Source organism: Actinomycetota bacterium (assembly GCA_040881665.1).
Lineage (GTDB): Bacteria > Actinomycetota > UBA4738 > UBA4738 > HRBIN12 > JBBDWR01.
In genome coordinates this window covers 290,929-313,306 of sequence record JBBECT010000004.1, presented here as the reverse complement: position 1 = coordinate 313,306, position 22,378 = coordinate 290,929, and the positions used below count along the sequence as shown (strand labels likewise).

Annotated in this window: 22 protein-coding genes; 8 read left to right on the top strand and 14 right to left on the bottom strand. The window is 70.0% G+C overall.

The window, feature by feature from the left end; genetic code table 11:
- Positions 1 to 43: 43 nt before the first annotated feature.
- From WEF05_02460 to WEF05_02450, 3 genes are read right to left on the bottom strand one after another with little or no spacing between them, the layout of a single operon-like run.
- On the bottom strand, positions 44 to 2,086 hold the full coding sequence (locus WEF05_02460; GenBank protein ID MEX1100764.1) for a DUF6049 family protein: 2,043 nt from the start codon (positions 2,084 to 2,086) through the stop codon (positions 44 to 46).
- A gap of 11 nt (positions 2,087 to 2,097) precedes the next feature.
- Positions 2,098 to 2,886 carry a sulfite exporter TauE/SafE family protein gene (locus WEF05_02455; protein ID MEX1100763.1) on the bottom strand — a complete coding sequence of 263 codons (789 nt, stop codon included), beginning with the start codon at positions 2,884 to 2,886 and terminating at the stop codon, positions 2,098 to 2,100.
- 40 nt (positions 2,887 to 2,926) lie between these two features.
- Positions 2,927 to 3,346 (bottom strand): NUDIX hydrolase, encoded by a 420-nt coding sequence (locus WEF05_02450; GenBank protein ID MEX1100762.1) that lies wholly within the window; start codon positions 3,344 to 3,346, stop codon positions 2,927 to 2,929.
- A 288-nt stretch (positions 3,347 to 3,634) separates the two neighbouring features.
- Here WEF05_02450 and WEF05_02445 point away from each other — a divergent pair, with 288 nt between their 5' ends.
- Both WEF05_02445 and WEF05_02440 read left to right on the top strand, forming a co-directional pair.
- Positions 3,635 to 4,726 carry a PilT/PilU family type 4a pilus ATPase gene (locus tag WEF05_02445; protein ID MEX1100761.1) on the top strand — a complete coding sequence of 364 codons (1,092 nt, stop codon included), beginning with the start codon at positions 3,635 to 3,637 and terminating at the stop codon, positions 4,724 to 4,726.
- 46 nt (positions 4,727 to 4,772) lie between these two features.
- Positions 4,773 to 6,176 carry a CCA tRNA nucleotidyltransferase gene (locus tag WEF05_02440; GenBank protein MEX1100760.1) on the top strand — a complete coding sequence of 468 codons (1,404 nt, stop codon included), beginning with the start codon at positions 4,773 to 4,775 and terminating at the stop codon, positions 6,174 to 6,176.
- Positions 6,177 to 6,191: 15 nt separating this feature from the next.
- Here the strand turns inward: WEF05_02440 and WEF05_02435 are convergent, their stop codons facing one another.
- The gene (locus WEF05_02435) at positions 6,192 to 6,590 is read right to left on the bottom strand and encodes a DUF1232 domain-containing protein (protein MEX1100759.1); all 399 of its coding nucleotides are present in this window, start codon (positions 6,588 to 6,590) and stop codon (positions 6,192 to 6,194) included.
- A gap of 51 nt (positions 6,591 to 6,641) precedes the next feature.
- Between WEF05_02435 and WEF05_02430 the strand changes: the two genes are divergently transcribed.
- On the top strand, positions 6,642 to 9,035 hold the full coding sequence (locus tag WEF05_02430; protein ID MEX1100758.1) for a cation-translocating P-type ATPase: 2,394 nt from the start codon (positions 6,642 to 6,644) through the stop codon (positions 9,033 to 9,035).
- Here the strand turns inward: WEF05_02430 and lepB are convergent.
- Genes lepB through WEF05_02400 form a run of 6 tightly spaced genes read right to left on the bottom strand, consistent with a single transcriptional unit; the run spans position 9,032 to position 14,289 of the window.
- A complete protein-coding gene (lepB, locus tag WEF05_02425) occupies positions 9,032 to 9,673 on the bottom strand; it encodes a signal peptidase I (protein ID MEX1100757.1) in 642 nt (213 codons plus the stop codon). The two genes, WEF05_02430 and lepB, sit on opposite strands and share 4 nt — an antisense overlap.
- A gap of 42 nt (positions 9,674 to 9,715) precedes the next feature.
- On the bottom strand, positions 9,716 to 11,185 hold the full coding sequence (locus tag WEF05_02420; protein MEX1100756.1) for a fused MFS/spermidine synthase: 1,470 nt from the start codon (positions 11,183 to 11,185) through the stop codon (positions 9,716 to 9,718).
- Positions 11,186 to 11,231: 46 nt separating this feature from the next.
- Complete coding sequence (locus tag WEF05_02415; protein MEX1100755.1) at positions 11,232 to 12,311, bottom strand: ABC transporter ATP-binding protein; 1,080 nt, start codon at positions 12,309 to 12,311, stop codon at positions 11,232 to 11,234.
- A complete protein-coding gene (locus tag WEF05_02410) occupies positions 12,308 to 13,099 on the bottom strand; it encodes an ABC transporter permease (GenBank protein ID MEX1100754.1) in 792 nt (263 codons plus the stop codon). Before WEF05_02410 ends, WEF05_02415 begins: the two co-directional genes overlap by 4 nt.
- 12 nt (positions 13,100 to 13,111) lie before the next feature.
- Complete coding sequence (gene modA, locus WEF05_02405; GenBank protein ID MEX1100753.1) at positions 13,112 to 13,894, bottom strand: molybdate ABC transporter substrate-binding protein; 783 nt, start codon at positions 13,892 to 13,894, stop codon at positions 13,112 to 13,114.
- The gene (locus WEF05_02400) at positions 13,894 to 14,289 is read right to left on the bottom strand and encodes a TOBE domain-containing protein (GenBank protein MEX1100752.1); all 396 of its coding nucleotides are present in this window, start codon (positions 14,287 to 14,289) and stop codon (positions 13,894 to 13,896) included. Before WEF05_02400 ends, modA begins: the two co-directional genes overlap by 1 nt.
- A 163-nt stretch (positions 14,290 to 14,452) precedes the next feature.
- Here WEF05_02400 and WEF05_02395 point away from each other — a divergent pair, with 163 nt between their 5' ends.
- Positions 14,453 to 14,953 carry a sigma-70 family RNA polymerase sigma factor gene (locus WEF05_02395; protein MEX1100751.1) on the top strand — a complete coding sequence of 167 codons (501 nt, stop codon included), beginning with the start codon at positions 14,453 to 14,455 and terminating at the stop codon, positions 14,951 to 14,953.
- 70 nt (positions 14,954 to 15,023) lie between these two features.
- Positions 15,024 to 15,773, top strand: a complete 750-nt coding sequence (locus tag WEF05_02390) for a hypothetical protein (GenBank protein ID MEX1100750.1) — start codon at positions 15,024 to 15,026, stop codon at positions 15,771 to 15,773.
- Here WEF05_02390 and WEF05_02385 read toward each other — a convergent pair.
- Positions 15,770 to 16,747: a DUF933 domain-containing protein gene (locus WEF05_02385; GenBank protein ID MEX1100749.1), complete on the bottom strand. Its 978-nt coding sequence runs from the start codon at positions 16,745 to 16,747 to the stop codon at positions 15,770 to 15,772. The two genes, WEF05_02390 and WEF05_02385, sit on opposite strands and share 4 nt — an antisense overlap.
- A 130-nt stretch (positions 16,748 to 16,877) precedes the next feature.
- Between WEF05_02385 and WEF05_02380 the strand changes: the two genes are divergently transcribed.
- On the top strand, positions 16,878 to 17,294 hold the full coding sequence (locus WEF05_02380; protein MEX1100748.1) for a hypothetical protein: 417 nt from the start codon (positions 16,878 to 16,880) through the stop codon (positions 17,292 to 17,294).
- 84 nt (positions 17,295 to 17,378) lie between these two features.
- On the opposite strand, the gene sodN is transcribed toward WEF05_02380, so the two are convergent.
- Together sodN and WEF05_02370 are read right to left on the bottom strand one after the other, a co-directional pair.
- A complete protein-coding gene (gene sodN / locus WEF05_02375; GenBank protein ID MEX1100747.1) occupies positions 17,379 to 17,777 on the bottom strand; it encodes a superoxide dismutase, Ni in 399 nt (132 codons plus the stop codon).
- 122 nt (positions 17,778 to 17,899) lie between these two features.
- Positions 17,900 to 19,477, bottom strand: coding sequence for a metallophosphoesterase (locus WEF05_02370; protein ID MEX1100746.1), 1,578 nt, complete (start codon positions 19,475 to 19,477; stop codon positions 17,900 to 17,902).
- Between the two features lie 23 nt (positions 19,478 to 19,500).
- On the opposite strand from WEF05_02370, the gene WEF05_02365 reads away from it, so the two are divergent.
- Both WEF05_02365 and WEF05_02360 read left to right on the top strand, forming a co-directional pair.
- The gene (locus tag WEF05_02365; GenBank protein ID MEX1100745.1) at positions 19,501 to 19,953 is read left to right on the top strand and encodes a S26 family signal peptidase; all 453 of its coding nucleotides are present in this window, start codon (positions 19,501 to 19,503) and stop codon (positions 19,951 to 19,953) included.
- A 288-nt stretch (positions 19,954 to 20,241) separates the two neighbouring features.
- The gene (locus tag WEF05_02360; protein ID MEX1100744.1) at positions 20,242 to 21,021 is read left to right on the top strand and encodes a hypothetical protein; all 780 of its coding nucleotides are present in this window, start codon (positions 20,242 to 20,244) and stop codon (positions 21,019 to 21,021) included.
- A gap of 2 nt (positions 21,022 to 21,023) precedes the next feature.
- On the opposite strand, the gene WEF05_02355 is transcribed toward WEF05_02360, so the two are convergent.
- Positions 21,024 to 22,271 (bottom strand): arginine deiminase, encoded by a 1,248-nt coding sequence (locus WEF05_02355; protein ID MEX1100743.1) that lies wholly within the window; start codon positions 22,269 to 22,271, stop codon positions 21,024 to 21,026.
- Positions 22,272 to 22,378 lie beyond the last annotated feature (107 nt).

Here is a 22,378-nt window from a genome sequence, read left to right as displayed (position 1 = left end):
TCGTCACTCAGCGGCCGCTCGGGGGGATCCGGCGGCTCGGGGCCTAGGCCTTCGTCCGTCGGAAGAACCTCCTCACCCACAGCGCGACGAGCACGAGGGCCGCGCCGATCGTGATCACGAGCGCGATCGTGCTGTACCCGGTGGAGCGGACGATCATCGTGGCCTCCGACACCGGCCTGCCCGTCGGGGCGCGCACGACCACGCGCAGGGGGAACTGACCCGTCGTCTTGAGCCGTACGTCGAACACGAGATCTCGTGTCTCGCCCGGTTCCAGCTCGTTGACCTCGCGTGCGGCAAGCTGCTCGAGCTGGGGGGATTCCAGACCGACGACGACCGAAACCGACTCGGTCCCGTCGTTGGCCACGGTCAGGGGGATCCGGGCGTTCCTCGAGGTCAGCGTCACGACGGGGCTCACGCCGGGGGTGATCCTGCCCATCTCCGAGCCGACTCGGGCGTCGACCGATCCGAGCACCGCGAGCCCTCCGTCCGGGTCGTCGAGGAACTCGGCCGCCTCGGCGAGCAGGACGCGATCCTCGAGCTGGTCGGGCAGGGGGCTCGCATCATCGAGCATCGAGCGGTAGGTCGCGATCCTCCGGCGCGTTCCGCGGATCGCGTCGACGTACTCGGGTCCGAACCCGCGATCGTCCAGCTCGACGAACCCGACGGGGCGCTCCGGCGGGGGAACGAGTGCCACGAGCTCTCCGGCCGTCAAGGGTCCGAGGAACGGGCCCGAGGAGATCCGGGTCGCCAGCCCCGCGACCAAGGGCCCGGGAGCCGACTCGGGGAGCAGGATTGACACGCCCCGATCCGCGATCCCGGGCTGCTCGAGCCAGACGGTCGCCAGCATCGCGAACGTCTGCTGCGCGACCAGAACCGGGTCGGTCGCCGCGAGCTCGGAGGTGACGAGGTTCTGCAGGCTCTGGGTCGCGACGACCGCCGTCACCCCGTCCCGTCCTCCGGGCAACGTCGCCGTCGGCGGAGGAGAGAGGTCGTTGGCCTGCGCGCTCGGCGGCACCGCGAGGGGCGTCAGGAGCACGACCTCGGCGCCGCGGGCGGCGACACGATCGAGCGATCCGGCGTCGATCGCCGCCCGCCGCGGCAGGAGGATCCGCTCGGACGGCACGACGTCCAGGAGCTGTTCGACCACGCCGCTCCCGATCGCGAGCTGTGGCTCGAGGTCGCGCGCCAGCGCACCACGCAGCGACGGAAGCGTGGCCCCCGCGAACGTCGGTGCGGTGATCCGTACGTTCGGCAACGGCGCGACCCCTTCGAGGGACCGCAGCAGCTCGGCCGCCTCTGCCGCGCCGCCCTCCCCCTGGACCACCTGGCGTACGCCACCTGTATCGGCGACCCGGTAGCCGTTCGCCATGTCTTGCAGCTGGACCAGAAGCTGCGGCGCGACGGCAAGATCGACCGCGAAGGGCCGCCGACGGCCGGTCGCCTCGACCAGCCCCGTCACCGCCGAGGTCAGTCGGCCGTCCGGCGCGATCGCGCGCTCCAGTCGCGCATCGGTGAACACACCGTCCGGCCCCCGAACCGGCGGCGCCGTGAGCTGCACGCTCGTTTGGACGCGCAGCGGAAAGGTTGGAGGGTTGTTGACGATCACGACGACGGCGCTGCGCAGGATGGCGACCGCGGTGTTCCCGCTCAGCAGTTCGAGGCGCAGGGGATAGACGTAGGACTGCACCCGGTCCAGACCCGGCGCGGTGAGCGAGATCTGGGTGCGGAATGACCGCTCGATCCCGGGCTCGAGGGTGCCCTCGAGCGGCACGTCCTGGCCACGCACCTCCGTGTTGTCCCCCGGGTCGTCGACGAGGGCGAGCTCCAGGTCCGAGCGCGAGAACGCGGGTGCGAACGCCGTCACCCCGAGGGCGAGGTCCCCGAGCGGGACCTCTCCCGTGTTCCGGGCGCGCACCTCGATCGACACTTTCGGGCGCTCGTCGTCCACCCACGGGGTCTGCTGCACGAGGGCCAGCTCGACCCCCGCTTCCTGGCCGAGCGCCGGAGCGGGGGGGTCGAGCGTGAGCACCCCGAGCAGCATCAACAGCAACAGGGGAACGGAGGTGAGAGTGCCGCGAGCGCTCATCGGACGACGGCTCATCCTCGCACGCCGATCGTGGTCGCGCCCAGCAGCGTCACGCCCTCGGTGATCGCGTAGGCGAGCCCGACGATGCCGAGGAACGCCGCGACGACCAGGCGCAGCGTTCGCTCTTTCGTACCGAGAGCGATCGTGGCCCCGATCCGGGCACCGGCGATCGATCCCACGGCGAGGACGCCGACGATCGCCCAGTCGATGTTGTCGAGCAGGACGTGCACGATCGTTCCCGGGATCACGAGCACGATGATCGCGGCGAGCGAGGTGCCGAGAGTGGTCTTCAGCGGCATGCCCAGGAGGCCGGCGAGCAGCGGAACCATGATGATGCCGCCGCCGATCCCGAGCAGCCCCGAGGTGAAGCCGGCAGCGACGCCGATCGCGGCGTAGGTCCAGACAGGGATCCGTCGTTCCTCGGCGGCGCTGATCGATCTCCCTCGCGCGACGCCGATCGCCTGCCAGATCAGCAGGGCCCCGGTCGCCACGAGGAGGATCTGGCCGTCGAGCGCCTCGGCCGCGGCCGCGCCACCGGCCGAGGCGAGCGCGCCGGTGACCGAGATCCATCCGGCAGCGCGGACGTCGAGATGTCCCGCGCGCCAGTACGTGTAGGCACCGACTAGTGCCGTCGGGAAGATCACGGGCAGTGGCGACGCGACCGCGACGATCGGTTCGGCGCCGAGGAACGTCGAGATCGCGGGCGTCGCGACGACCCCGCCACCGACGCCGAACAACCCGGACAGGATCCCCGCGGCGAGGCCACTGGCGATCCCGAGGACGATCTCCAGGGGCGTCACCGGACGCCGCCGCCCGCCGCCGGGCTCGGCGTCGGTTCGCTCACGCCAGCCGCTCCAGGGCGCGCTCGAGCGTCTGGCGTTCGCCGCGATAGGCGGTGAGCTTGACGGCCTCGTCGGCGGGGAACCAGCGGACGTCCTCCATCTCGTCGTCGTGGCGCGTGACGTCGCCACCGGTCGCGCGCATCAGGAACATGTGCACGAGCTTGCGGATCCGCGCGTCGTCCCAGACGTAGAAGTAGCGGGTGTCGCCGAGAGGCTCCTCGACCACGACCTCCAGGCCCGTCTCCTCCAGGGTCTCGCGGACGGCGGCCTCCTCCGGTGTCTCCCCGGCCTCGATCGCGCCCTTCGGCAGACCCCACACCAGCTCCCCTTTCCGCGTGCGCCGGGCCGCGAGGACGATCTCGAGCGCGTCGGCCTCGCGCCGATAGACGACGCCGCCGGCGGAGACGGCCTTCGTCACGGGGGTCCCCGGACGGCTGCTGCCTCCCTTCGAGCGCCTCTTCCGGGCCGAGGACCGGCGCCGGCGGCTCACCGGGGCCCCCCTCGGGTGGCCGGTGCGTCCGCGAGGCGCGATGCGCCGATCGAGGTCTGCATGACCTGGGGATTCTATGCAGGCACGTCGAGGGGGCCCGGGACCCCGGATGGGGGACTTCAAGCCTCGGTCCTTCGTGCCGATAGGAGTGACGTTAGGCCGCAGGCATCCGGACCGGGTTCATATGGGGCATCGGACCGGGCATGGGGAGGAGCCGTGCTGGACGTCAACGAACTGCTGCGCTACATGGTGGAGAAGGGCGCGAGCGATCTCCATCTGAAGGGGTCGAACGTGCCGTTCATCCGCGTGGACGGCGAGCTGGAGCCAGCCCCGTTCCCCACACTCACGGCCCAGGACACCCAGGCGTTCGCCGAAGCGGTGATGCCCGAGATGCGCGCCCGGGAGTTCGCGACGACGAACGAGGCGGACTTCGGTTACACGCTCCCCGGCGTCGGGCGCTTCCGGATCAACGTCTACCGCCAGCGCGGCGTCCCCGGCCTCGCGATCCGCCGCGTTCGCTCCGAGATCCCCAGCTTCGAGGAGCTGCGACTGCCGCCCGCGGTGCGCATGCTCGCCGACGAAAACCGCGGACTGATCCTTTTGACCGGACCCACGGGAACCGGCAAGACGACGACGATCGCCTCGATGATCGGGCACGTCAACGCCAGCCGACGCTGTCACATCGTGACGGTCGAAGACCCGATCGAGGTCGTCCACGAGGACAACATGTCGATCGTGGAGCAGCGCGAGGTCGGGCTCGACACCGAGTCCTACAGTGCCGCGCTCAAGCGCGTGATCCGGCAGGACCCCGACGTGATCTTCATCGGGGAGATCCGCGACCCGGAATCGGCGCTCTCCGCGATCCAGGCCGCGGAGACGGGTCACATGGTGATCTCGACCCTGCACACGATCGATGCCACCGAGACGATCAACCGGATCCTCGACCTGTTCCCACCCCAGCAGCAGCGGGAGGTGCGCACGTCGTTCGCGGGCGCGCTGAAGGGGATCGTGTCGCAGCGGCTCGTCGTCCGCGCGGACGGCAAGGGCCGCGTTCCGGCCGTGGAGGTGCTCGTGAACAACGGCCGCGTCTACGAACGCATCGTCGACCCGGACGCGACCCTCGAGATCTCCGAGGTGATCGCCGACGGCAGCTTCTACGGCATGCAGACCTTCGACCAGGCGCTCGTGAAGCTGGTCCAAGAGGGCATGGTCACCGAGGACGACGCGCGCAAGGCCGCGTCGAACCCGCACGACTTCAACCTCGCCCTCAAGGGCGTGCTCACGCGCGGTCAGCCCCAGCTGCAGTAGCGCCTGCCGGATCGGTGCAGGGGGCCGGGGGTATCCTCGACCGATCATGGCCGATGGGAACCAGACCCCGGGCGCCGGCACCTTCCTCGAGGTCGATCCGCTCGCGGAGGAGCTGGGAACGCGCTTCGCGGCCGCCGGACATCAGTTGTACCTCGTCGGCGGCAGCGTGCGCGATGCGATCCTGCAGCGCAGCGACCCGCACGCCGACTTGGACTTCTCCACGTCGGCTGCACCGGCCGAGACCACGCGCGTGCTCCGCGGCTGGGCCGATCACGTGTTCCTCGTCGGGGTGAAGTTTGGCACCGTGGGCGCCCGGCAGGGCGATCGGATCGTCGAGGTCACCACGTTCCGCGAGGAGGTCTACGACGCCGAGCACCGCAAGCCGGCGGTCACCTTCGCGAAGGACGTCGAGGCGGACCTGTCCCGCCGCGACTTCACGATCAATGCGATGGCGGTTCGGCTGCCGGGCGGTGCGTTCGTCGACCCGTTCGGGGGCGTCCGGCACCTGGTGGCGAAGGTGCTCGACACGCCGCTCGAGCCCGAGGTCGCGTTCTCCGACGACCCGCTGCGGATGCTGCGCGCCGCGCGGTTCGTCTCGCAGCTCGACGTCACACCGGCACCGCGCGTCGTCGCCGCGATCGAGGCGATGCGGGAGCGGCTCGAGATCGTATCGGGGGAGCGGATCCGTGACGAGCTCGACAAGCTCTTGGCAGGAGCGATGCCCGGGAAGGGACTCGACCTCGTCGTCGACACGGGTCTGGGCGACCTGTTCCTTCCCGAGGTGCCGGCGATGCAACTCGAACAGGACCCGGTGCACAAGCACAAGGACGTGCTGCGGCACACGTACGCGGTCGTGGAGAGCTGCGACCGCACCGACGCCACGCTGCGGCTTGCCGCGCTGCTGCATGACATCGGCAAGCCCAAGACGCGACAAGTCACGCCCGAGGGGGTGCAGTTCCATCACCACGAGGTGGTCGGGGCGCGGATGGCGCGCGACCGGATGCAGGCGCTGCGCTACCCGAACGCGACGATCGACGACGTCTGCACGCTGATCGAGCTCCACCTACGGTTCCACGGGTACGGCGAGGGATGGAGCGACGCGGCCGTGCGCCGCTACGTCCGGGACGCCGGTCCGTTGCTCGATCGCCTGAACCAGCTCACCCGCGCCGACGTCACGACGCGCAACCCGAAGAAGGCCGAGCGGTTCGCTCGTCTGCAAGACGAGCTCGAGGAGCGGATCGCCGCGCTCGCGGAGCAGGAGAACCTCGACGCGATGCGTCCGCCGATCGACGGCCGGCGCGTGATGGAGCATCTCGGCCTGGAACCCGGTCCCGAGGTTGGCCGGGTGCTCGAGCATCTGATGGAGCTGCGGATGGAACGCGGCCCGATGACCGAGGAGGAAGCGATCGACGCCCTCGACGCCTGGGCCCGAGAGCACGAGCTCGCCTGAATCCGCACCGGATCCTTATCCGGTCCCGGTCCGCCGGAATGGGTGGAGGATGCGGCCGAGGGTCCCCGCCGAACCCCGCCAGTGCTCTGCGATGATCTCGGGTCCGCTGCGTCGCAGCAGGAAACCGAGTGCCAACGCGGCGACGACGGCGTCGTCAAGCGGGCCGAGCACCGGCACGAACTCCGGGACGAGGTCGATCGGGGAGACGAGCCAGACCACCGCCACGGCAAGTACGACCTTGGCAGATCGCGGCACGCGGCGGTCGCGGAGCAGATCGCGGAACAGCAGCAGGAGGTTGGGGACCAGCGTGGCTAGCTCCCTGGCGGCGGTGCGGCGCCCGGCCAGGGCCAGCGCGGCGATCACCGCGAGCCAGACGGCGACGGCGATCGCGAGAGCCAACAGGATCGTGCGCACGTGTCGCAGCGTACGCCCCGGATCGGAGCACCCGGCTACCCTAGTGCGACCATGGCCACCGCAACCGAACAGCCCGAGCCTGAAGCGGTCCGTGTCGATCCCAAGAGCGGGCTGCGTTCGGACGAGGTCGCCGAGCGGGTTGCGCGGGGGCTGGTCAACGACGTTCCTACCCAGACCACCCGCTCGGTCGCGCAGATCGTCCGCGCCAACGTCATCACGCGGTTCAACATCATCCTCGGCTCGATGCTCGTGGTGATCCTCACCGTGGGGCCGATCCAGGATGCCTTGTTCGGTGGCGTGCTGATCGCGAACGCGTTGATCGGAATCGTCCAGGAGCTCCGTGCCAAGCGCACCCTCGACGAGCTGGCCGTCCTGACGACGCCGAAGGCGCGCATCGTGCGCGACGGCGACGTCGCCGAGTATCCGATCGGGGAGGTGGTCCTCGACGACGTGCTCGAGCTGCAGCCCGGCGACCAGGTCGTCGTCGACGGCGACGTGCTCGATGCCGACGGTCTGGAGATCGACGAGTCGCTGATCACCGGAGAGTCCGATCCGGTGCTCAAGCACGTGGGCGATCCGGCTCAGTCGGGTTCGTTCGTCGCGGCGGGCAGCGGTCGGTTCATCGCGACGAAGGTCGGACGAGCCGCGTACGCGGCCAAGCTCGCGATCGACGCACGGCGCTTCACGTTGACCCAGTCGGAGCTGCGGTCGGGGACCGACACGATCCTGAAGTACGTGACGTGGGCGATCGTTCCCACGGCCGCGCTCCTGTTCTGGTCCCAGCTCCGAGGTGACGCGTCGGTCGCCGAGGGACTTCGGGGCGCGGTTGCGGGGGTCGTCGCGATGGTCCCCGAGGGTCTCGTACTACTGACGTCGCTCGCGTTCGCGATCAGCGTCGTGCGCCTCGCGCGCAAGCGCGTGCTCGTTCAGGAGCTCCCGGCGGTCGAGGGGCTCGCCCGCGTCGACGTGCTCTGTATCGACAAGACGGGAACCCTGACCGAGGGACGCCTCACCGTGGAGGACGTGGAGCTGCTCGAGGGAGACGCCCCGTACGAGGACGCCCTCGCCGCTCTCGCCCGCGTCGACGCGCATCCGAACGCGACGATGGGCGCGATCGGGGAGCGGTTCGCGCGGGTCCCCGACGATTGGCACGCGACGACCGCCGTCCCTTTCTCGAGCGCCCGGAGATGGAGCGGAGCGACCTTCCGCGATCGTGGGTCCTGGATCCTCGGCGCTCCGGAGGCCGTCCTCGGGGACGGCCTCACCTCCGATCGAGAGCTGGCGCGGGCGATCGCCGACCGCGCGGAACAGGGCCAGCGCGTCGTCCTGCTCACCCACGCGGATGCGGGCCTCGACGAAGAGGGAGCGCTGCCACAGAGCATTGAGCCCGTCGCGATCGTGGCGCTCGCCGACCAGCCCCGCCCCGACGCGGCAGCGACCCTCGGGTACTTCCGGGAGCAGGACGTGACGGTCAAGGTGATCAGCGGCGACGATCCACGGACCGTCGCGGCGATCGCGGGACGCCTGGGTCTCGAAGGCGCCCAGAGCGCGATCGACGCCCGCGAGCTGCCCGAGGAGAACGTCGCCGCACTCGGTGAGGCCCTCGAGGAACGAACGGTGTTCGGGCGCGTGAGCCCCCAGCAGAAGCGGGCGATGGTGCAGGCGCTCCAGACACGTGGGCACACGGTCGCGATGACGGGCGACGGCGTGAACGACGCGCTGGCGCTGAAGGACGCCGACCTCGGGATCGCGATGGGATCGGGCAGCCCCGCGACCCGCAGCGTTGCCCAGCTCGTGCTGCTCGACTCGACGTTCGACGCGATCCCGCAGGTGGTCGGCGAGGGACGCCGCGTGCTCGGCAACATCCAACGGACGTCGAACCTCTACGTGACCAAGACCGTCTACGCGATGCTGATCTCGATCGCGACCGGCGTGCTCGGGTTCGTGTTCCCGTTCCTGCCGCGGCATCTGACCCTGATCGGTTCGTTGACGATCGGGATCCCCTCGTTCTTCCTCGCGCTGGCACCGAGCAGCGAACGCTGGCAGCCGGGGTTCCTGCATCGCGTGCTGCGTTTCTCGATCCCCGCCGGCGCCCTCGCGGCGCTCGCGACCTATCTCAGCTACACGTTCGCGCTGGACACCGACGGCGTGTCGCTGCGCGAGGCCCAGACGACGGCGACGATGGTGCTCTGCTGGATCGGCTTGCTCGTGCTCTCGATCGTCGCGTCGCCGCTGAACACCTGGAAGCTCGTCCTGATCTGGACGATGGGTGCGCTGTTCGTGCTCGCGGTGATCCTGCCGTTCACCCAGGAGTTCTTCGCGCTGGAGACGCCGCCGTTGATCGTGTGGCTGGCCGCGTTCGGCATCGCTTCGATCGTGTGGTCGGCCGCGCGCCTGTTCGTTCCCCACCCGAAGGGCAGTTCCGGCGTTCCCCTGATGGACTAGAGCAAGCCGATCCGGCTCGGGGGCCAGATCTTCACGAACGCCTTGCCGACGACCTTGTCGAGCGGAACGGTGCCGAGACTGAAGCGGGAATCACGCGAGGAGCCACGGTTGTCGCCCATCACGAACAGCTCGCCGTCGGGCACGGTCTCGGGCGGGAAATCATCGGTCTTCTGCGTCAGGTAGGGCTCGTCGATCGGCAGGCCGTTCACGAACACCTGGCCGTTGCGGCCTTCGACCGTGTCGCCCGGCTCACCGATCACACGCTTGATGAAGTCCTCCTCCGGGTTGCTCGAGACGCCGAGACCCTGGGCGAGCCAGTGGACGAACCCGCCCACGATCCCGCGATCGACCTGCGAGGCCGGATCGGGGTTCTCGAACACGACGATGTCGCCGCGCTCGGGGTCGCCGAAGTAGTACGGGATCTTGTTCACGAGGACCCGGTCACCCGGATACAGGGTGGGCTCCATCGAGCTCGACGGGATGAAGAAGGCCTGGAACAGGAACGCCTTGATCACCAGCGCCAGCACGAGCGCGGTGATGATCAGGATCGGGAGTTCGCCGAGGAACCCGAGCTTGCCCTTGGACTTCGGGGCGTCGTCGGTCGGAGCCGCCTGCTTGGGATCGGTGTCGATGGCCATGGGGTTGAGCCCTCAGGGTACCCGTAACCGTCTGAACCAGACTCAGGGTGGGGTCAGCAGCTGATCCACGGGGGCGAAGTCGTCGCGGAGAACCCTCGCGTCGCCGATCCAGTCCGCAAGGTCCTCACCCTCGAGCGCATCGACGGACGCATCACCGCGTTCGCGCGTGACGGCCACCGCGGCCGGCACGTCGATGGGGACGTCGGATGCCGCGAGCACGAGGTTCCCGCCCGCATCTCCGACGAGCGTGCCCTGCTCGGCGAGGACCGCAACGTGCTCGAAGTGCGCGAGCAGGGTCGCGGTTTCCGCCCTGGCGAAGCCCAGGGGCGGGTAGTCGATCAGGTTCACGAGGTAGAGACCGTCGGGCGTGAGGACGCGGCGCACCTTCGCGAGCATCTCCTCGGTCGTGAGGTGCCAGGGGACGGCGAGCGCCCCGAAGGCGTCCTCGACCACGACGTCGTAGACGTCGGTGGGCTCGTCGTCGATCAGCCGCCGCGCGTCACCGATCCGCACGGTGATCTCGTCGTCGGGGGTCAGGCCCAGCCGCTGTTCGGCGACGTCGACGAGATCGCTGTCGACCTCGAGCACGACGTTGCGATCCACCTCGTGCTCGGCGGGCCAGTATCGGGGGAGGGTGAACCCGCCACCTCCGATGTGCAGCACCGAGATCTCCGCCCCGTCGGCGACGTGGCTCGCGACGAGCGCTGCGAACCGCTTCGCGTAGTCGAACTCCAGATGGGCGGGGTCACCGAGGTCGACGTACGAATGTCGCAGGTTGTCGAGCACGAGCGTCCGTCCACCTTCCCGCGCGGGGTCCGAGACGATCCGCCCGCAGAAGTACGGGCTCTCGAACGCACACGGCGACACCGCGAACCCGAGTGTTCCGCCGACGAGGACGAGCACGACCAGGACCCCGACGCGGCCCGACTTTAGCGGAGGGTCGAGCCGCCACCACACGACGGCACCCGCGATGACGAGTGCGATCCCCACGGAGGTCACGATCACCCGCGACGGCAAGGCCGCGACCAGGATGAACCCGGTCACGAACGTGCCCACCAGCGCGCCCGCGGTGCCGAGCGCCGAGAGGAACCCGACGACGCTGCCCGTGTTGTCGAGGTCGCGGATCCGCAGCTTCGCCACGGTGGGGGTGACCGAGCTCAGCACGGCCGCAGGAGCGAAGAAAGCGAACGCTGCCAACACCACGCTCGCGAACGGGCCGTTGCCCGTGACGCCCGGTCCGATCGTGTCGACGAGCACCCCGGACAGCAGCGCGAGTCCGCCGCCGAGCGTGAGCGCGCGCCCGAGGAGCTTCTCGGGCATGACACGGTCGGCGAGCTTACCGCCGTACCAGCTCCCGACCGCGATCCCCGCGAGACAGACGCCGATCACCGCCGTGTAAGTCTCGATCGTCACCCCCGTGTAGGGCGCGAGCAGCCGCGCCGCGAGGATCTCGAGCACGAGGACGGCGGCTGAAGCGGAGAACACGAGCGAACCGGCGAGGAACGGTGACATCCCGACCAGCCTACGGGTGGCCGGAGCCGGCCGCCGCGTGCGAACCTCAGACGGGAACGACCCGGATCTCCACGGCCTTGACCGATGCCCACACCTCGATGCCGGGCGCCAGGTGCAGACGCCGGACCGAGTCGTGGGTTACCTCGGCGACGATCGGCGGGGACGTGGCCAGTCGCACCCGCGCGCGTGCTCCTTCCTCGGCGATCGCGGCGACCGGGCCGTGGAGCACGTTCCGCGACGATCCCTCCGGAGGCGCGGCGTGGAGCACCACGTCGGCCGGCCGGATCACCGCCGCCGCCTCGGTTGGAGTGCCCTCGTCCATGCCCTCGGGCCAGGTCACGATCAGCTCGCCATCCGCAGCGACGATCAGCCGCCCGTCGCCGCCTCCGAGGGGCTCGAGCCGTCCCCGGTACAGGTTCACGCCCACCAGGTCGGCCGCGTAGACCGTAGTCGGCGTGTCGCGCACCTCCTCGGGGGTTCCCACCTGCGTGACGCGCCCGTCCTCGAGGAGCACGAGCCGGTCGGCGAGGGTCATCGCCTCGACCGGGTCGTGGGTCACGAGCACACCCACCCCGTCGAATCCCTCGAGCGTCGAGGCGACGAGCTCCCGGATGTGGCCGCGCGCGCCGACGTCGAGCGCCGACAGTGGTTCGTCCAGCAGCAGCAGCGCGGGCTCGATCGCGAGTGCCCGCGCGAGCGCCACCCGCTGCGCCTCGCCCCCGGACAGCGTCGCCGGGGCCGCGTCGGCACGGTGGTCCACGCCCAGTGCATGCAGCTCGCGGCGAGCGCGCTCCCTCGCGGCGTCCCGTGGGGTCCCTCGAGCGCGGAGTCCGAACGCGACGTTCTCGGCCGCCGACAGGTGCGGGAACAGCAGCAGGTCCTGGAACACGACCCCCACAGGCCGACGCTCCGCGGGAACATGTCGGTCTGCCTCGTCGAGCACCGCGTCGTGCAGCACCACACGACCCTCGTCGGGACGCAGCAGTCCGGAGAGGATGCTCACGAGCGTCGACTTCCCCGCGCCGTTCGGCCCGAGCAGCGCGAGCGTCTCTCCCGCCCGCGCCTCGAACGCCGCGTCGAGCGCGAACCCTTCGCGGCGCACCCGCACGTCGACCGACAGACTCACCGGGATCCACCGCCGTCGAGGAACCGTCCTCGCAGCGCGAGGAGGACCGCCACCGACACGACCACGAGCAGCAGCGAGACGAGCAGGGCCCCGCGAGGATCGGTCTGGGTCGTCTCGAACACCGCGAGCGGGAGCGTCTGCGTGCGACCCGCGAGGTTCCCCGCGAACATCAACGTCGCGCCGAACTCCCCGAGGGCCCGCGCCCACGCGAGCACCGCACCCGCGACGATCTGGGGCAGCAGCAGCGGCAGCGTGACCCGCCGGAGCACGTACCCGGGCGATGCACCGAGCGTCCGCGCGGCGCCCTCGAGCCGTTCGTCCAGGGAACGCAGGCCGGCCTCGGTCGCAAGGACGACGAGCGGGAACGACACGAAAGCGGTCGCGATCACCGCTCCACCGGTCGTGAACGGCAGGGAGATCCCGATCGCCTCGAGCGGACCGCCGAGCAACCCGCGCCGTCCCAGCGCGGCGAGCAGTCCGACGCCCGCGACGACCGGCGGGAGCACGAGCGGCAGCACGACGATCGCGCGCACGAGCGTCCGTCCCGGGAACCGGATCCGCGCGAGGAGGAACGCCACCGGCACCCCGAGCACGAGGTCCACGATCGCCGCGGCCGAGGCGACGACGATCGAGAGTCGCAACGCGTGGAGCGTCGTGTCGGAGGGCAGGACCTCTCCCGCCCGCGACCACGCGGAGCGAACGACGATCCCCGCGAGCGGCAGTGCCACGAACGCCACGCCCACAACGGCGAGGACGACGATCGCGCGGGGAAGTCGGGTCCGTTCCACGGTTGCTCCCGGCTACGGCGGCAGGAACCCGTAGGAGCTCAGAACGGCCTGTCCGTCGGCGCCCGTGACGAGCTCGACGAGCGAACGAGCCAGATCCGGTTCGGGCGCGCCGGTCACCGCTCCGATCGGGTAGGTGGAGATCACGTTGACTCGCCGCGGGATGTCGACGGTGCGCACCTCCGGCTCGACCTCCTCCGTCAGATCCGTGACGTACACGATCCCGGCGTCGGCCTCGCCCAGGACGACCTTCTGCACGACGGCCTTCACGTCGTCCTCATTCGACACGACGTTCGCGAGCGCCGCCTCGCCGACCCCGGCGTTCGTCAGGACCTCGCGGGCGTAGGTACCCGCCGGCACGTCCTCCGCGGCCAGGATCAACCGGATTCCGGGCTCGGCGAGTTCCTCCACCGACGAGATCTCCGCCGGATCGTCGGCCGGCGTGATGACGACGAGGCGGTTCCGGGCGAAGTCGGCGCGCCCGGTCAGGCCCGGTCCCTCATCCTCGACGGCGTCGGCCCACGTCGGGCTCGCCGATGCGAACACGTCGACGGGTGCGCCCTCGACGATCTGGGTTGCCAGGCCGTCGGACGGTCCGAAACCGAGGAGCACCTCGACGCCGCCGTTCGCCTCCTCGAAGTCCGCCGCCAGGTCGGTGAACGCCTCGGTGAGCGATGCGGCCGCGAGCACGGTGATCTCGTGCCGGTCGTCGCCGGAGCCGCCGCCCCCTCCGGCGTCGCCGCAGGCGGTCACCACGAGCAATGCGGTGATCACCACCCCGACGGCCCGCCGTCGCATCACTTCGGTATCTCCACGCTGACGTTCGTCGCCTTGACGTTCGCGACGACCTCCGACCCCGGCTTCAGTTCGAGTTCGTCGACGGCTTCTCGGGTGAGGAGCGACAGGATCCGGTGTGGTCCGGCCATGATCTCGACGGTCGCCGCGACCTTGTCCTTCTCGACGCGCACGACGATGCCCGGGAAGCGGTTCCGAAGACTGTTCCCCGGTCCAGACCCCCGCTGCCTCGCCCGTCGTTCCGCGAGCAAACGCGCCAGTTCCCCCGCGGGAACGATCCGCTGACCGCCCTTCGTGCGCTCGGTCCGGAGCTTGCCCTCGGACTCCCACCGCCGGAGGGTCTCCACCCGCACGCCCAGCGCTTCCGCCGCTTGCCCGATCCGGAACCCCTCGTCCATGGCAAGCACTCTATCGGGTCGGTGTGCAAGACCGCCATATAGACCTGGCGATTGAGGTCTCGAATCCTATATATCCGACAGGCTCGCCTCGTTCGCTTCCAGCCGTTCATACCGGCGCAGGTAAACGGTCCTGGCCGCCGAGCCCTCTACTAGCGTGCAGGTCGTGAGGCTCGAAACGGGTGAGGGAGCCGGGCAGCGTGGCAGCCACGACTTCGACGCGATCTACCGGGAGGCGGGGCCGCAACTCTGGCGAACCCTCTACGGGGTCTGCGGCGGGCGAACCGATCTGGCGGAGGATGCGATCGCCGAAGCGTTCGCCCGCGCGATCGAGCGCGGAGGCCGCGTCCGGGATCCGATCGCGTACGTGTACCGGGTGGCGTTCCGCGTCGCGACGCAAGAGCTGAAGCGCGAAAGCCGACACAGCGACCTCGTCGAGCGAGCGATCCGCGAGACGCCCGGGGAACTGGAGGATCTGATGCGAGCACTCCGAGCTCTTTCCCCCAACCAACGGGCGGCGGTGATCCTCCGCTACGAAGCCGACCTATCGACGGCCGAGGTCGCGAAACGCATGGGGATGTCGTCGGCGACGGTCCGCGTGCACATCCACCGCGGCCGCAAGAAGCTCCGCACGCTCCTGGGCACTGAGGAGGTCGACGATGCCTGAACGCTGGCGATCGGAGCTCCGCAAGCTCGGGGACGTTGGAACGCCACCGGATCGAGGGTGGGAACGCTCCATGCCCACGCGGCCGCGGCGGCTTCCTCCCGCGAGAGAGCGGATAGTCGCGGGTCTCGTCGCGCTGACGGTCTTCGTCGCTGGAGGGTTCGTCCTCGTCCGAGCGTTCTCGTCGGACTCCCCCGGTCCGTTCCTGGACATCGTGCCCGGGCGGGTCGATCGGATCCCGGACGTCGCCGTCGTCACGTGCACGCAACGAGGCACCCAGGTGACGCCGAAGGTTCGACCGCAAGGCGACGGTGTTCATGTCCGGGTCGAGGGGGCGGACGGGCGTGCCGTCATCAACTTCCACGGGTCTCAACCCGACGAGAGCGTTCCGGTCGGTTCGGAGCGGGCCCTTGACGCGCCGGGCTCTCCCAATCGCGTCGTATGCCGCCTCTCGTCTTCGGGTGATGCTCCCGTGCGGGCAGACGCGTTCCGGGTGGTCGACCCGGCCGAACTGTATTGGCCGATGAGCCCCGAGTGCGATGCTCCCGTGGAGCGGGTGATCGACATCGGTGAGACGGCCGAGACCTGGGAGGGCGAGGAGGGCTTCCCTTCGCTCGTTCGTGTCGTTCGGAACGGCTTGCCGGGCGTGCGACCGTCCGACGAGGTGCGCGTCCCCGGGTGGCCGGAACGCAACATGTGGCGAGTCCCCATAGTGGCGGTGCGACGAGATGGCCTCGTCGTCGCGACGGTTTCTTCGTTCGACCTCCGCGAGGTGATCCACGTCTGTCCGGGAACCGGGATCGCCGAGCCCGAGCAGCCCTAGACCGCGAAGCGGATGTTCAGGATGTCGCCTTCGGCGACCACGTAGTCCTTGCCTTCGACGCGGGTCTTGCCGGCGTCCTTCGCGGCGTTCATCGAGCCGGCGGCGACGAGATCGTCGTAGCCGATCACCTCTGCGCGGATGAAGCCGCGTTCCAGGTCGGTGTGGATCACTCCTGCGGCCTCCGGCGCCGTGGCGCCGCGCCGGACTTCCCACGCGCGGGTCTCGTCCTCACCCGTCGTCAGGAACGTCAGCAGGTCGAGCTGTACGTAGCTCGAGCGGATCACGGACTCCAGTCCAGGTTCGGAGACCCCGAACTCCTCGAGCAAGGCGCGTGCCTCGTCCGCGTCCATCTCCGCGGTCTCGGCTTCGATCGACGCGTACACGCCGACCGTTGCCTCGGGCAGGCCTTCGGGGACCGCCGATCCCTCCTCGAGGTTCGCGATCGTGACCCACGGCTTGAGCGTCAGGGGCGCGACCCCGCGCAGGTGGGCTCGCTCGCCGGCGTCGAGGCCCGCGTCACGCAGCATCGTCTCGGTCTCCAGCGCCGCGTGAGCCTTCTCCAGCGCGGGAAGCTCGGGCTCGGGTTTCCCCTTCGAACGCTTCCGCGCCTTCTCGACGGCCGACTCGAATACCGCGAGGTCTGCCAGCAACAACTCCGCCCGGACCTTGTCCAGCTCCGCCGCCGGGTCCGCATCCGTACCGAAACAGCGGAGCACGACCGCGAGCGCGTCGACCTCGCGGAGAGCGGCGATCCCCTGGCTCGAGGAGATCCCGCCGGGCACGTCGACGAAGCGAACCTGCGCGGCGACGGTCTTCTTCGACGACTCGATCTCCGTCAGGACCGCAAGCCGGGGGTCGGGGACCGGGACCACGGCTTGGTTCGCCCGCCCGCCGGCGGCCCCCGCGCGCGTGAGCGCGGTGAACAGCGTGGACTTCCCGCTGAACGGAACGCCGACGAGTCCGATGTCCTTCACAGTCGGGCGAGCCTAGCAGCGGTTCTCGAGCAGCCAGCCGTGTCGAGGTCGTGACGGCGATGTTGCGGAACCGTGACGTCTCCGTTCCCGGTCTTGCCTCGCGCGTGCTCGATGGGCGAGGGTGCAGCTCATGCCGGGCACGAGCGCGCACGCTACCTGCAAGGACCCAGACCCCTCGCTGCGGGCCGCGCTCGTGGGCATCGTCGCGCTCGTCCCGGCAATCGCCTTCGGGGTCGCCAACGTGGTCCGTTGGGCCTTCGACGTCGAAACGATCGGAGAGATCGCGGGTCCGGTCGTTCGACACGGGGGCGGTGAGATCCGAACCCTGTTCGAGCTCTGGTCGACGCTCGGTCCGCTCGTCGCCCTGCTCGTGACGCTCCCCGACACCGTCTCGATCCGCCGTGCGCCGGGAACCACGTTCGGGGTCGAGGTCCGGGTCGCGGCCAGCCCGATCCACATCCTCGTGATCGTCGCCAGCATCGCCGTGCTCGCTCTGTTCGCGGGCTACCAAGCGGCCGAAGCGATGTTCACGCCCCCGGCCGACTAGAGCTGATCCCTCCCGGTCGGCCGAACGCGAGAGGGCGGGGCTTTCACCGGCCCCGCCCTCTTCCAAGCTCCGGTCGCGGATCCGCTAGGCCGACTTCGTCTCCCAGAAGATCTTGGCGAGGTCGTCGACGGCGTCGAGGAGCTTCTGCCCCTGCGCCGGGTCCGTCGACTTCTTGGCCGCGCCGGCTTCCTTCGTGGCGTGCCAGAACTTCTCGTGCAGGTCCGGGTACTTCTCCACGTGTTCGGGCTTGAAGTAGTCGGTCCACAGCACCCACAGGTGATGCTTCACCAGGTCCGCTCGCTCTTCTTTGATCGAGACGGCGCGGTCCTTGAAGATCTCGTCGTCCGAGCCCTGGTACTTCTCCTGGCAGGCCTTGACCGACTCGGCCTCGATCCGCGCCTGCGCCGGGTCGTAGACGCCGCACGGCAGGTCGCAGTGTGCGTGGACGACGCGGCGGGGCCGCAGCAGATCCGCGATACGCATGTCCCCTCCTTCGGGATGGTCCGTCGGGGTCCGTACTCCGATACCCGGAACCCCGCTCCGTGACGCACGCTACTCACGGGCCGCGGCTCTGACCACCCGGGATGGGGCTGTCCCCGAACGATTCAGGGGCTGGTCTCGTCGGGAGCGACTTCGGGCTGCTCGCCTTCGAGCTCGATGGGTGCCGGGCTCGGGACGAGCTCGCCGAACTCCTCCTCGACCAGGTGGCGCGTGACGGTGAGGTTCCCGGTGCCCGGGTCCTGCTCCACTACGTCCCATGCCACGAGGCTCGCTCCGTCGGTCGTGGATGCGGGATCGAAGTACAGGATCTCCGCGGACAGCGGAACGCCGCCCTCGGATGTGAACGAGATCGGTCCCGCTCCGCCGGTGGTTCCCGCGCGCAGGAACAGCGTTCCGTCGATCACCCGGGCCGAGGCCTCGTGGTAGTGCCCGGAGACGACGAGCGGAACACGGCCCGCGAGCGGTTCGCCGACTCGATCGTCGTGGACCGCGACGACGTCGGGAACCTCGGGGAGCTCCTCGAGCGCGGGGAGCACGACGTCGCGTCCGTACGCGCGTTTGACCCGATCGACCGCCTCGGTCTCGATCGGTCTGTCCGGGTCGCCGTTGAACAAGGGATCCGCCGTTCCGAAGAACGACACGCCGGCCACGTTCGCCTCGGTGCTATCGAGTACGAAGGTGTCCTGGAACCCCTCGATCGTCGCCGGAACGTCGGCGGAATCGTGGTTCCCGCGGATGAACACGTAGGGTCTGTCGAACTGCGGGACGTAGCGCAGGATCAGCTGATCGGCCCGCGTACCGAAGCTCGTCACGTCGCCGGTGTCGAGAACGGCATCGACGTCGAAGCCGTCCGCAACGCTCTTCGCGAAGTCGAACCCGAGCACCGACAGGTGCATATCGGAGATGTGGAGCACCCGGATCTGATCCCCGGACAGGGGGTTCGCCTCGATCGAGGCGTACGCCCTCGCCGCCCCGTCGACGAGCCGGCCGAGCTCGGCGCGGAACACGTCGAGCTGCTCGCCGGTTCGCTCCGCGGGGCCGAGCAGCTGCGGGATCAGGCTGAGTGATCCGGTCGCCTTGTACGCGCGGAACCGTTCCGGTGCGTAGGTGGCGCCCGCGAGGACGATGCTCGCGCCGACGACCACCAGCGCCGTCAACGTCGCGATGGCTGCCTGGCGCATCCGGCGACGGAACACGAGCAGTCCGAGAACGAGCGCGCCCAGGGTCCCCGCCGTCAGGGTGACCGCAGCGAATCGGGGGATCGCGTCGACCGCCGCCGCCTCGACCAGCGCGGTCAGTTCGTCGAGCCCGACGCCCGACGACACGAAGTCCTCGATCTCGGTGACGCGGACCTCTTCGAGCTCGGCTTCCAGGCGCAGGGGAGCGATGTGCGTGTCGGCGGTGACGCTGCCGAACGGTGGGAGCAGGACGTCGGTCACGCCTTCTCCGAAGCTCGAGTGCAGCCGCACGTCGAACGGCCCCATCCGTTCGACGGTCGTCGCGAACAGCGTCATCCCGATCATCGCGCCGATCAGCCCGACCGCGATCGCGGCGAGCCATCGGCCTACCCGCCGGCCGGCAGGCGATCGGACCGAGCTCACGAGTCGCTCGACCGGTGCACGAGGGGATCGTCCGGGCCGCGCCGGCCGCTGCTCGGAGTCGTCGGCGTCCGCGGGAGGCACCCAACCACTCTACGCTGTGGCGCATGGGGGTTCCGCGTGAGGGCGGTGTGGGGCGCGTCGGGCGCCGGTTCCGCGTGGGGCGGGCCGTAACCGCGGCCGCGGTCACGGCCGGCGTGATCGTCGCGTGCGTGCGGTGGCGCCCGTCGCGCGTCGAGATCGACGGCGCATCGATGGCGCCGACCTTGGTGCCGGGCGACTGGGCGCTGGCCGTTCCCGCCCGCCGCGTGAAGGTGGGCGACGTCGTCGTGCTCGGTCATCCCGAGCGCCTCGGCTTCGAGCTGGTCAAACGCGTGATCGCCGGACCGGGCGACCTCGCTCCCGACGGAACACCGCTGGGAGCCGACGCATGGTGGGTCGAGGGTGATGCGCCGGAAGCATCGACGGACAGCCGCTCGTTCGGGCCCGTTCCTCGCTCGCTGATCCGCCTGCGCGTCCGGCTGATATACGCGCCGGCGACGCGCCGTCGGACCTTGTGACGCCGGTGACAGGTACCGCCGTTCGTTCCACCCGCGTCGCGCGGATCCACGGGAGCGCTCCGAGGGTTCCCCAGGCTAGAACCGCGTACTAGGACCGCGTACTAGGACCGCGTACTAGAACCGCGTACTAGAACCGCGTACTAGCTGGGAACACACGATCGGGGGCCGCGCTGCCCTTCGGCGCGACCCACCCGGGTACGACCTACACTCGAGCGCGTGAACGTCCCGCCCCGTCCGGATCTGTCGCCGTCGCCGGCAGGCCGACCCCCGCGACGAAGCTTCGGCAGCGTGCTCATCGTCCTGGGACTGATCGGGATCCTCGCCGCGAGCGCCGTCGCCCTGAGCCGCGTGCGCGAGCGACCGGCGAGAGAGAGCGCCGACGCGCGAGCTGATCCCACCCCCGACGCCACCCGAACCGTGGTGCCGGACGCGCCGGCAGGTTCCGCGACGTTCCGGTTCCTCGAGCGCTCGAAGGGCAAGGGGCCGTGGCGGTTCGATCCGTGCGGAGAGATCCACTACGTCACGAACCTCGACGAGGCCCCACGCGGCGCGCTCGCGGACCTCAAGTCGGCCGTCGGTGCCCTCGAGGCGGCGAGCGGTCTCCGGTTCGACTTTGAGGGACGCACCGACGAGGTCGCCCGCCCGACCCGCGCCCTCTACCAGCCGGGAAGGTACGGCGAGCGGTGGGCGCCACTGCTCGTCGACTGGCACGACCCCAGGACCTCATCGTTCGACTGGCGTGTGAGCGACGAGGGCCCGCTCGCCCTCGGGCTCGCCAGCCCGAGATGGTCACCGCGCGATCCCGGCGTGTACGTCAGCGGCGTGATCGCGCTCAACGCCCGCGATCGCGGCCCTCGCGGGTTCGCCTGGCCGTGGTCCCGTGGCGTCACGATGCTCCACGAGCTCGGCCACGCCGTGGGCCTCGCCCACGTGCACGCGCGTGACGAGATCATGTCGACCGACGGGCGATCGACCGCGACCGCGTACGGGCAAGGAGACCTCGCCGGCCTCGCCCGACTCGGTGCCGACGCAGGGTGCCTGTCTCCCCCGCCTCTGCCCGACCGGTAGCTCTAGACGGTCGCGCCGGGCAGCGGGTCGCGCTCGATCGGACACGACATGCAACGGGGGCCGCCGCGACCACGGCCGAGCTCGAACCCCTCGACCGTGATCACCTCGATCCCGCCCTGGCGCAGTCGCGTGTTCGTGTCGACGTTCCGTTCGTAGGCGATCACGACGCCGGGCGAGATCGCCAGCACGTTGTTGCCGTCGTCCCACTGTTCCCGTTCGGCTTGGAACCGGTCGCCGCCCGTGTCGTAGATGCGGACCTCCGAGAGGCCGAGGGACCGGCCGATCGCACGGAACAGGTCGTCCTCCTCTTCGATCGTGACGCCCCCGACCCCCGGATGCAGTCGGTAGGTGAGCATCGATGCGCGCAATTCGGGGTAGACGGTGAACGCGTCCACGTCCAGCATCGTCAGCACGGTGTCGAGATGCATCGCGCTGCGCTTCTCGGGAAGCTCGATCGCGAGCACCTCGGTCGCCGCCCCGGCACGGAACAGCCGTTCGGCGAGCGTCTCGACGGTCCCTGGCCTCGTGCGCTCGCCCATCCCGACGAGCACCACCCCGTTGCCGATCACGAGCACGTCGCCACCCTCGACGGCGAGCGGGGCCGCGACGTCGTCGCTCCAGATCTCGAACGGCTGCCCGGCGAAAACGGGGTGGTGCCGGTAGATCACATCCAGGTGGAGCGACTCTCGCTCGCGAGCGGGCTTGGCGAGCGCATTGATCGATACCCCGCCGTAGATCCACGCCGACGGATCACGGGTGAACAACTGATTGGGCAGGGGGGTCAGGACGAATCCGCGGCGCACGTGGTGCACGAGGCTGTCGGTCTCGAAGGGCAGGTCCCCGAACGTGATGCCGGCGATCATCCGCTCGGTGAGCTCCTTCGCGGGCACGTCGTCGAGCCATTCCCGCACGGCGGGTCCCAGTAGGGGACCCAGGGTCTCGAGGTGGAGCCGGTCCAGGAGCGAGACCCGTACCCCGTCGAGGTCCAGCGCCTCGGCCAGCAGCTCCTCGAGGTAGAGGACCTCGACCCCCCGATCGGTCAGGGTGGCCGCGAAGGCGTCGTGCTCTTGCCGCGCGCGTTTGACCCAGGGGACGTCGTCGAAGAGCAGCTCGTCCTTGTTCGTGGGCGTCAGGCGTTGCAGCTCGAGGTCGGGCCGGTGGAGCATCACCCGCCGCAGGGTTCCGACCTCGGACCCGACGTACAGGCGAGGATCACGCTCACGCTCGCGCTCGGGTGCCTGGGCCGCCATCGTGGCGCTCAGTCTAGGGCGCCTCGGACCGCAGATGCTCGGGGGTTGTGCGTTCGTGACCAGCGGCGTTACGCTTTGCACCTGCACATGATCCGAACACGCTGCGC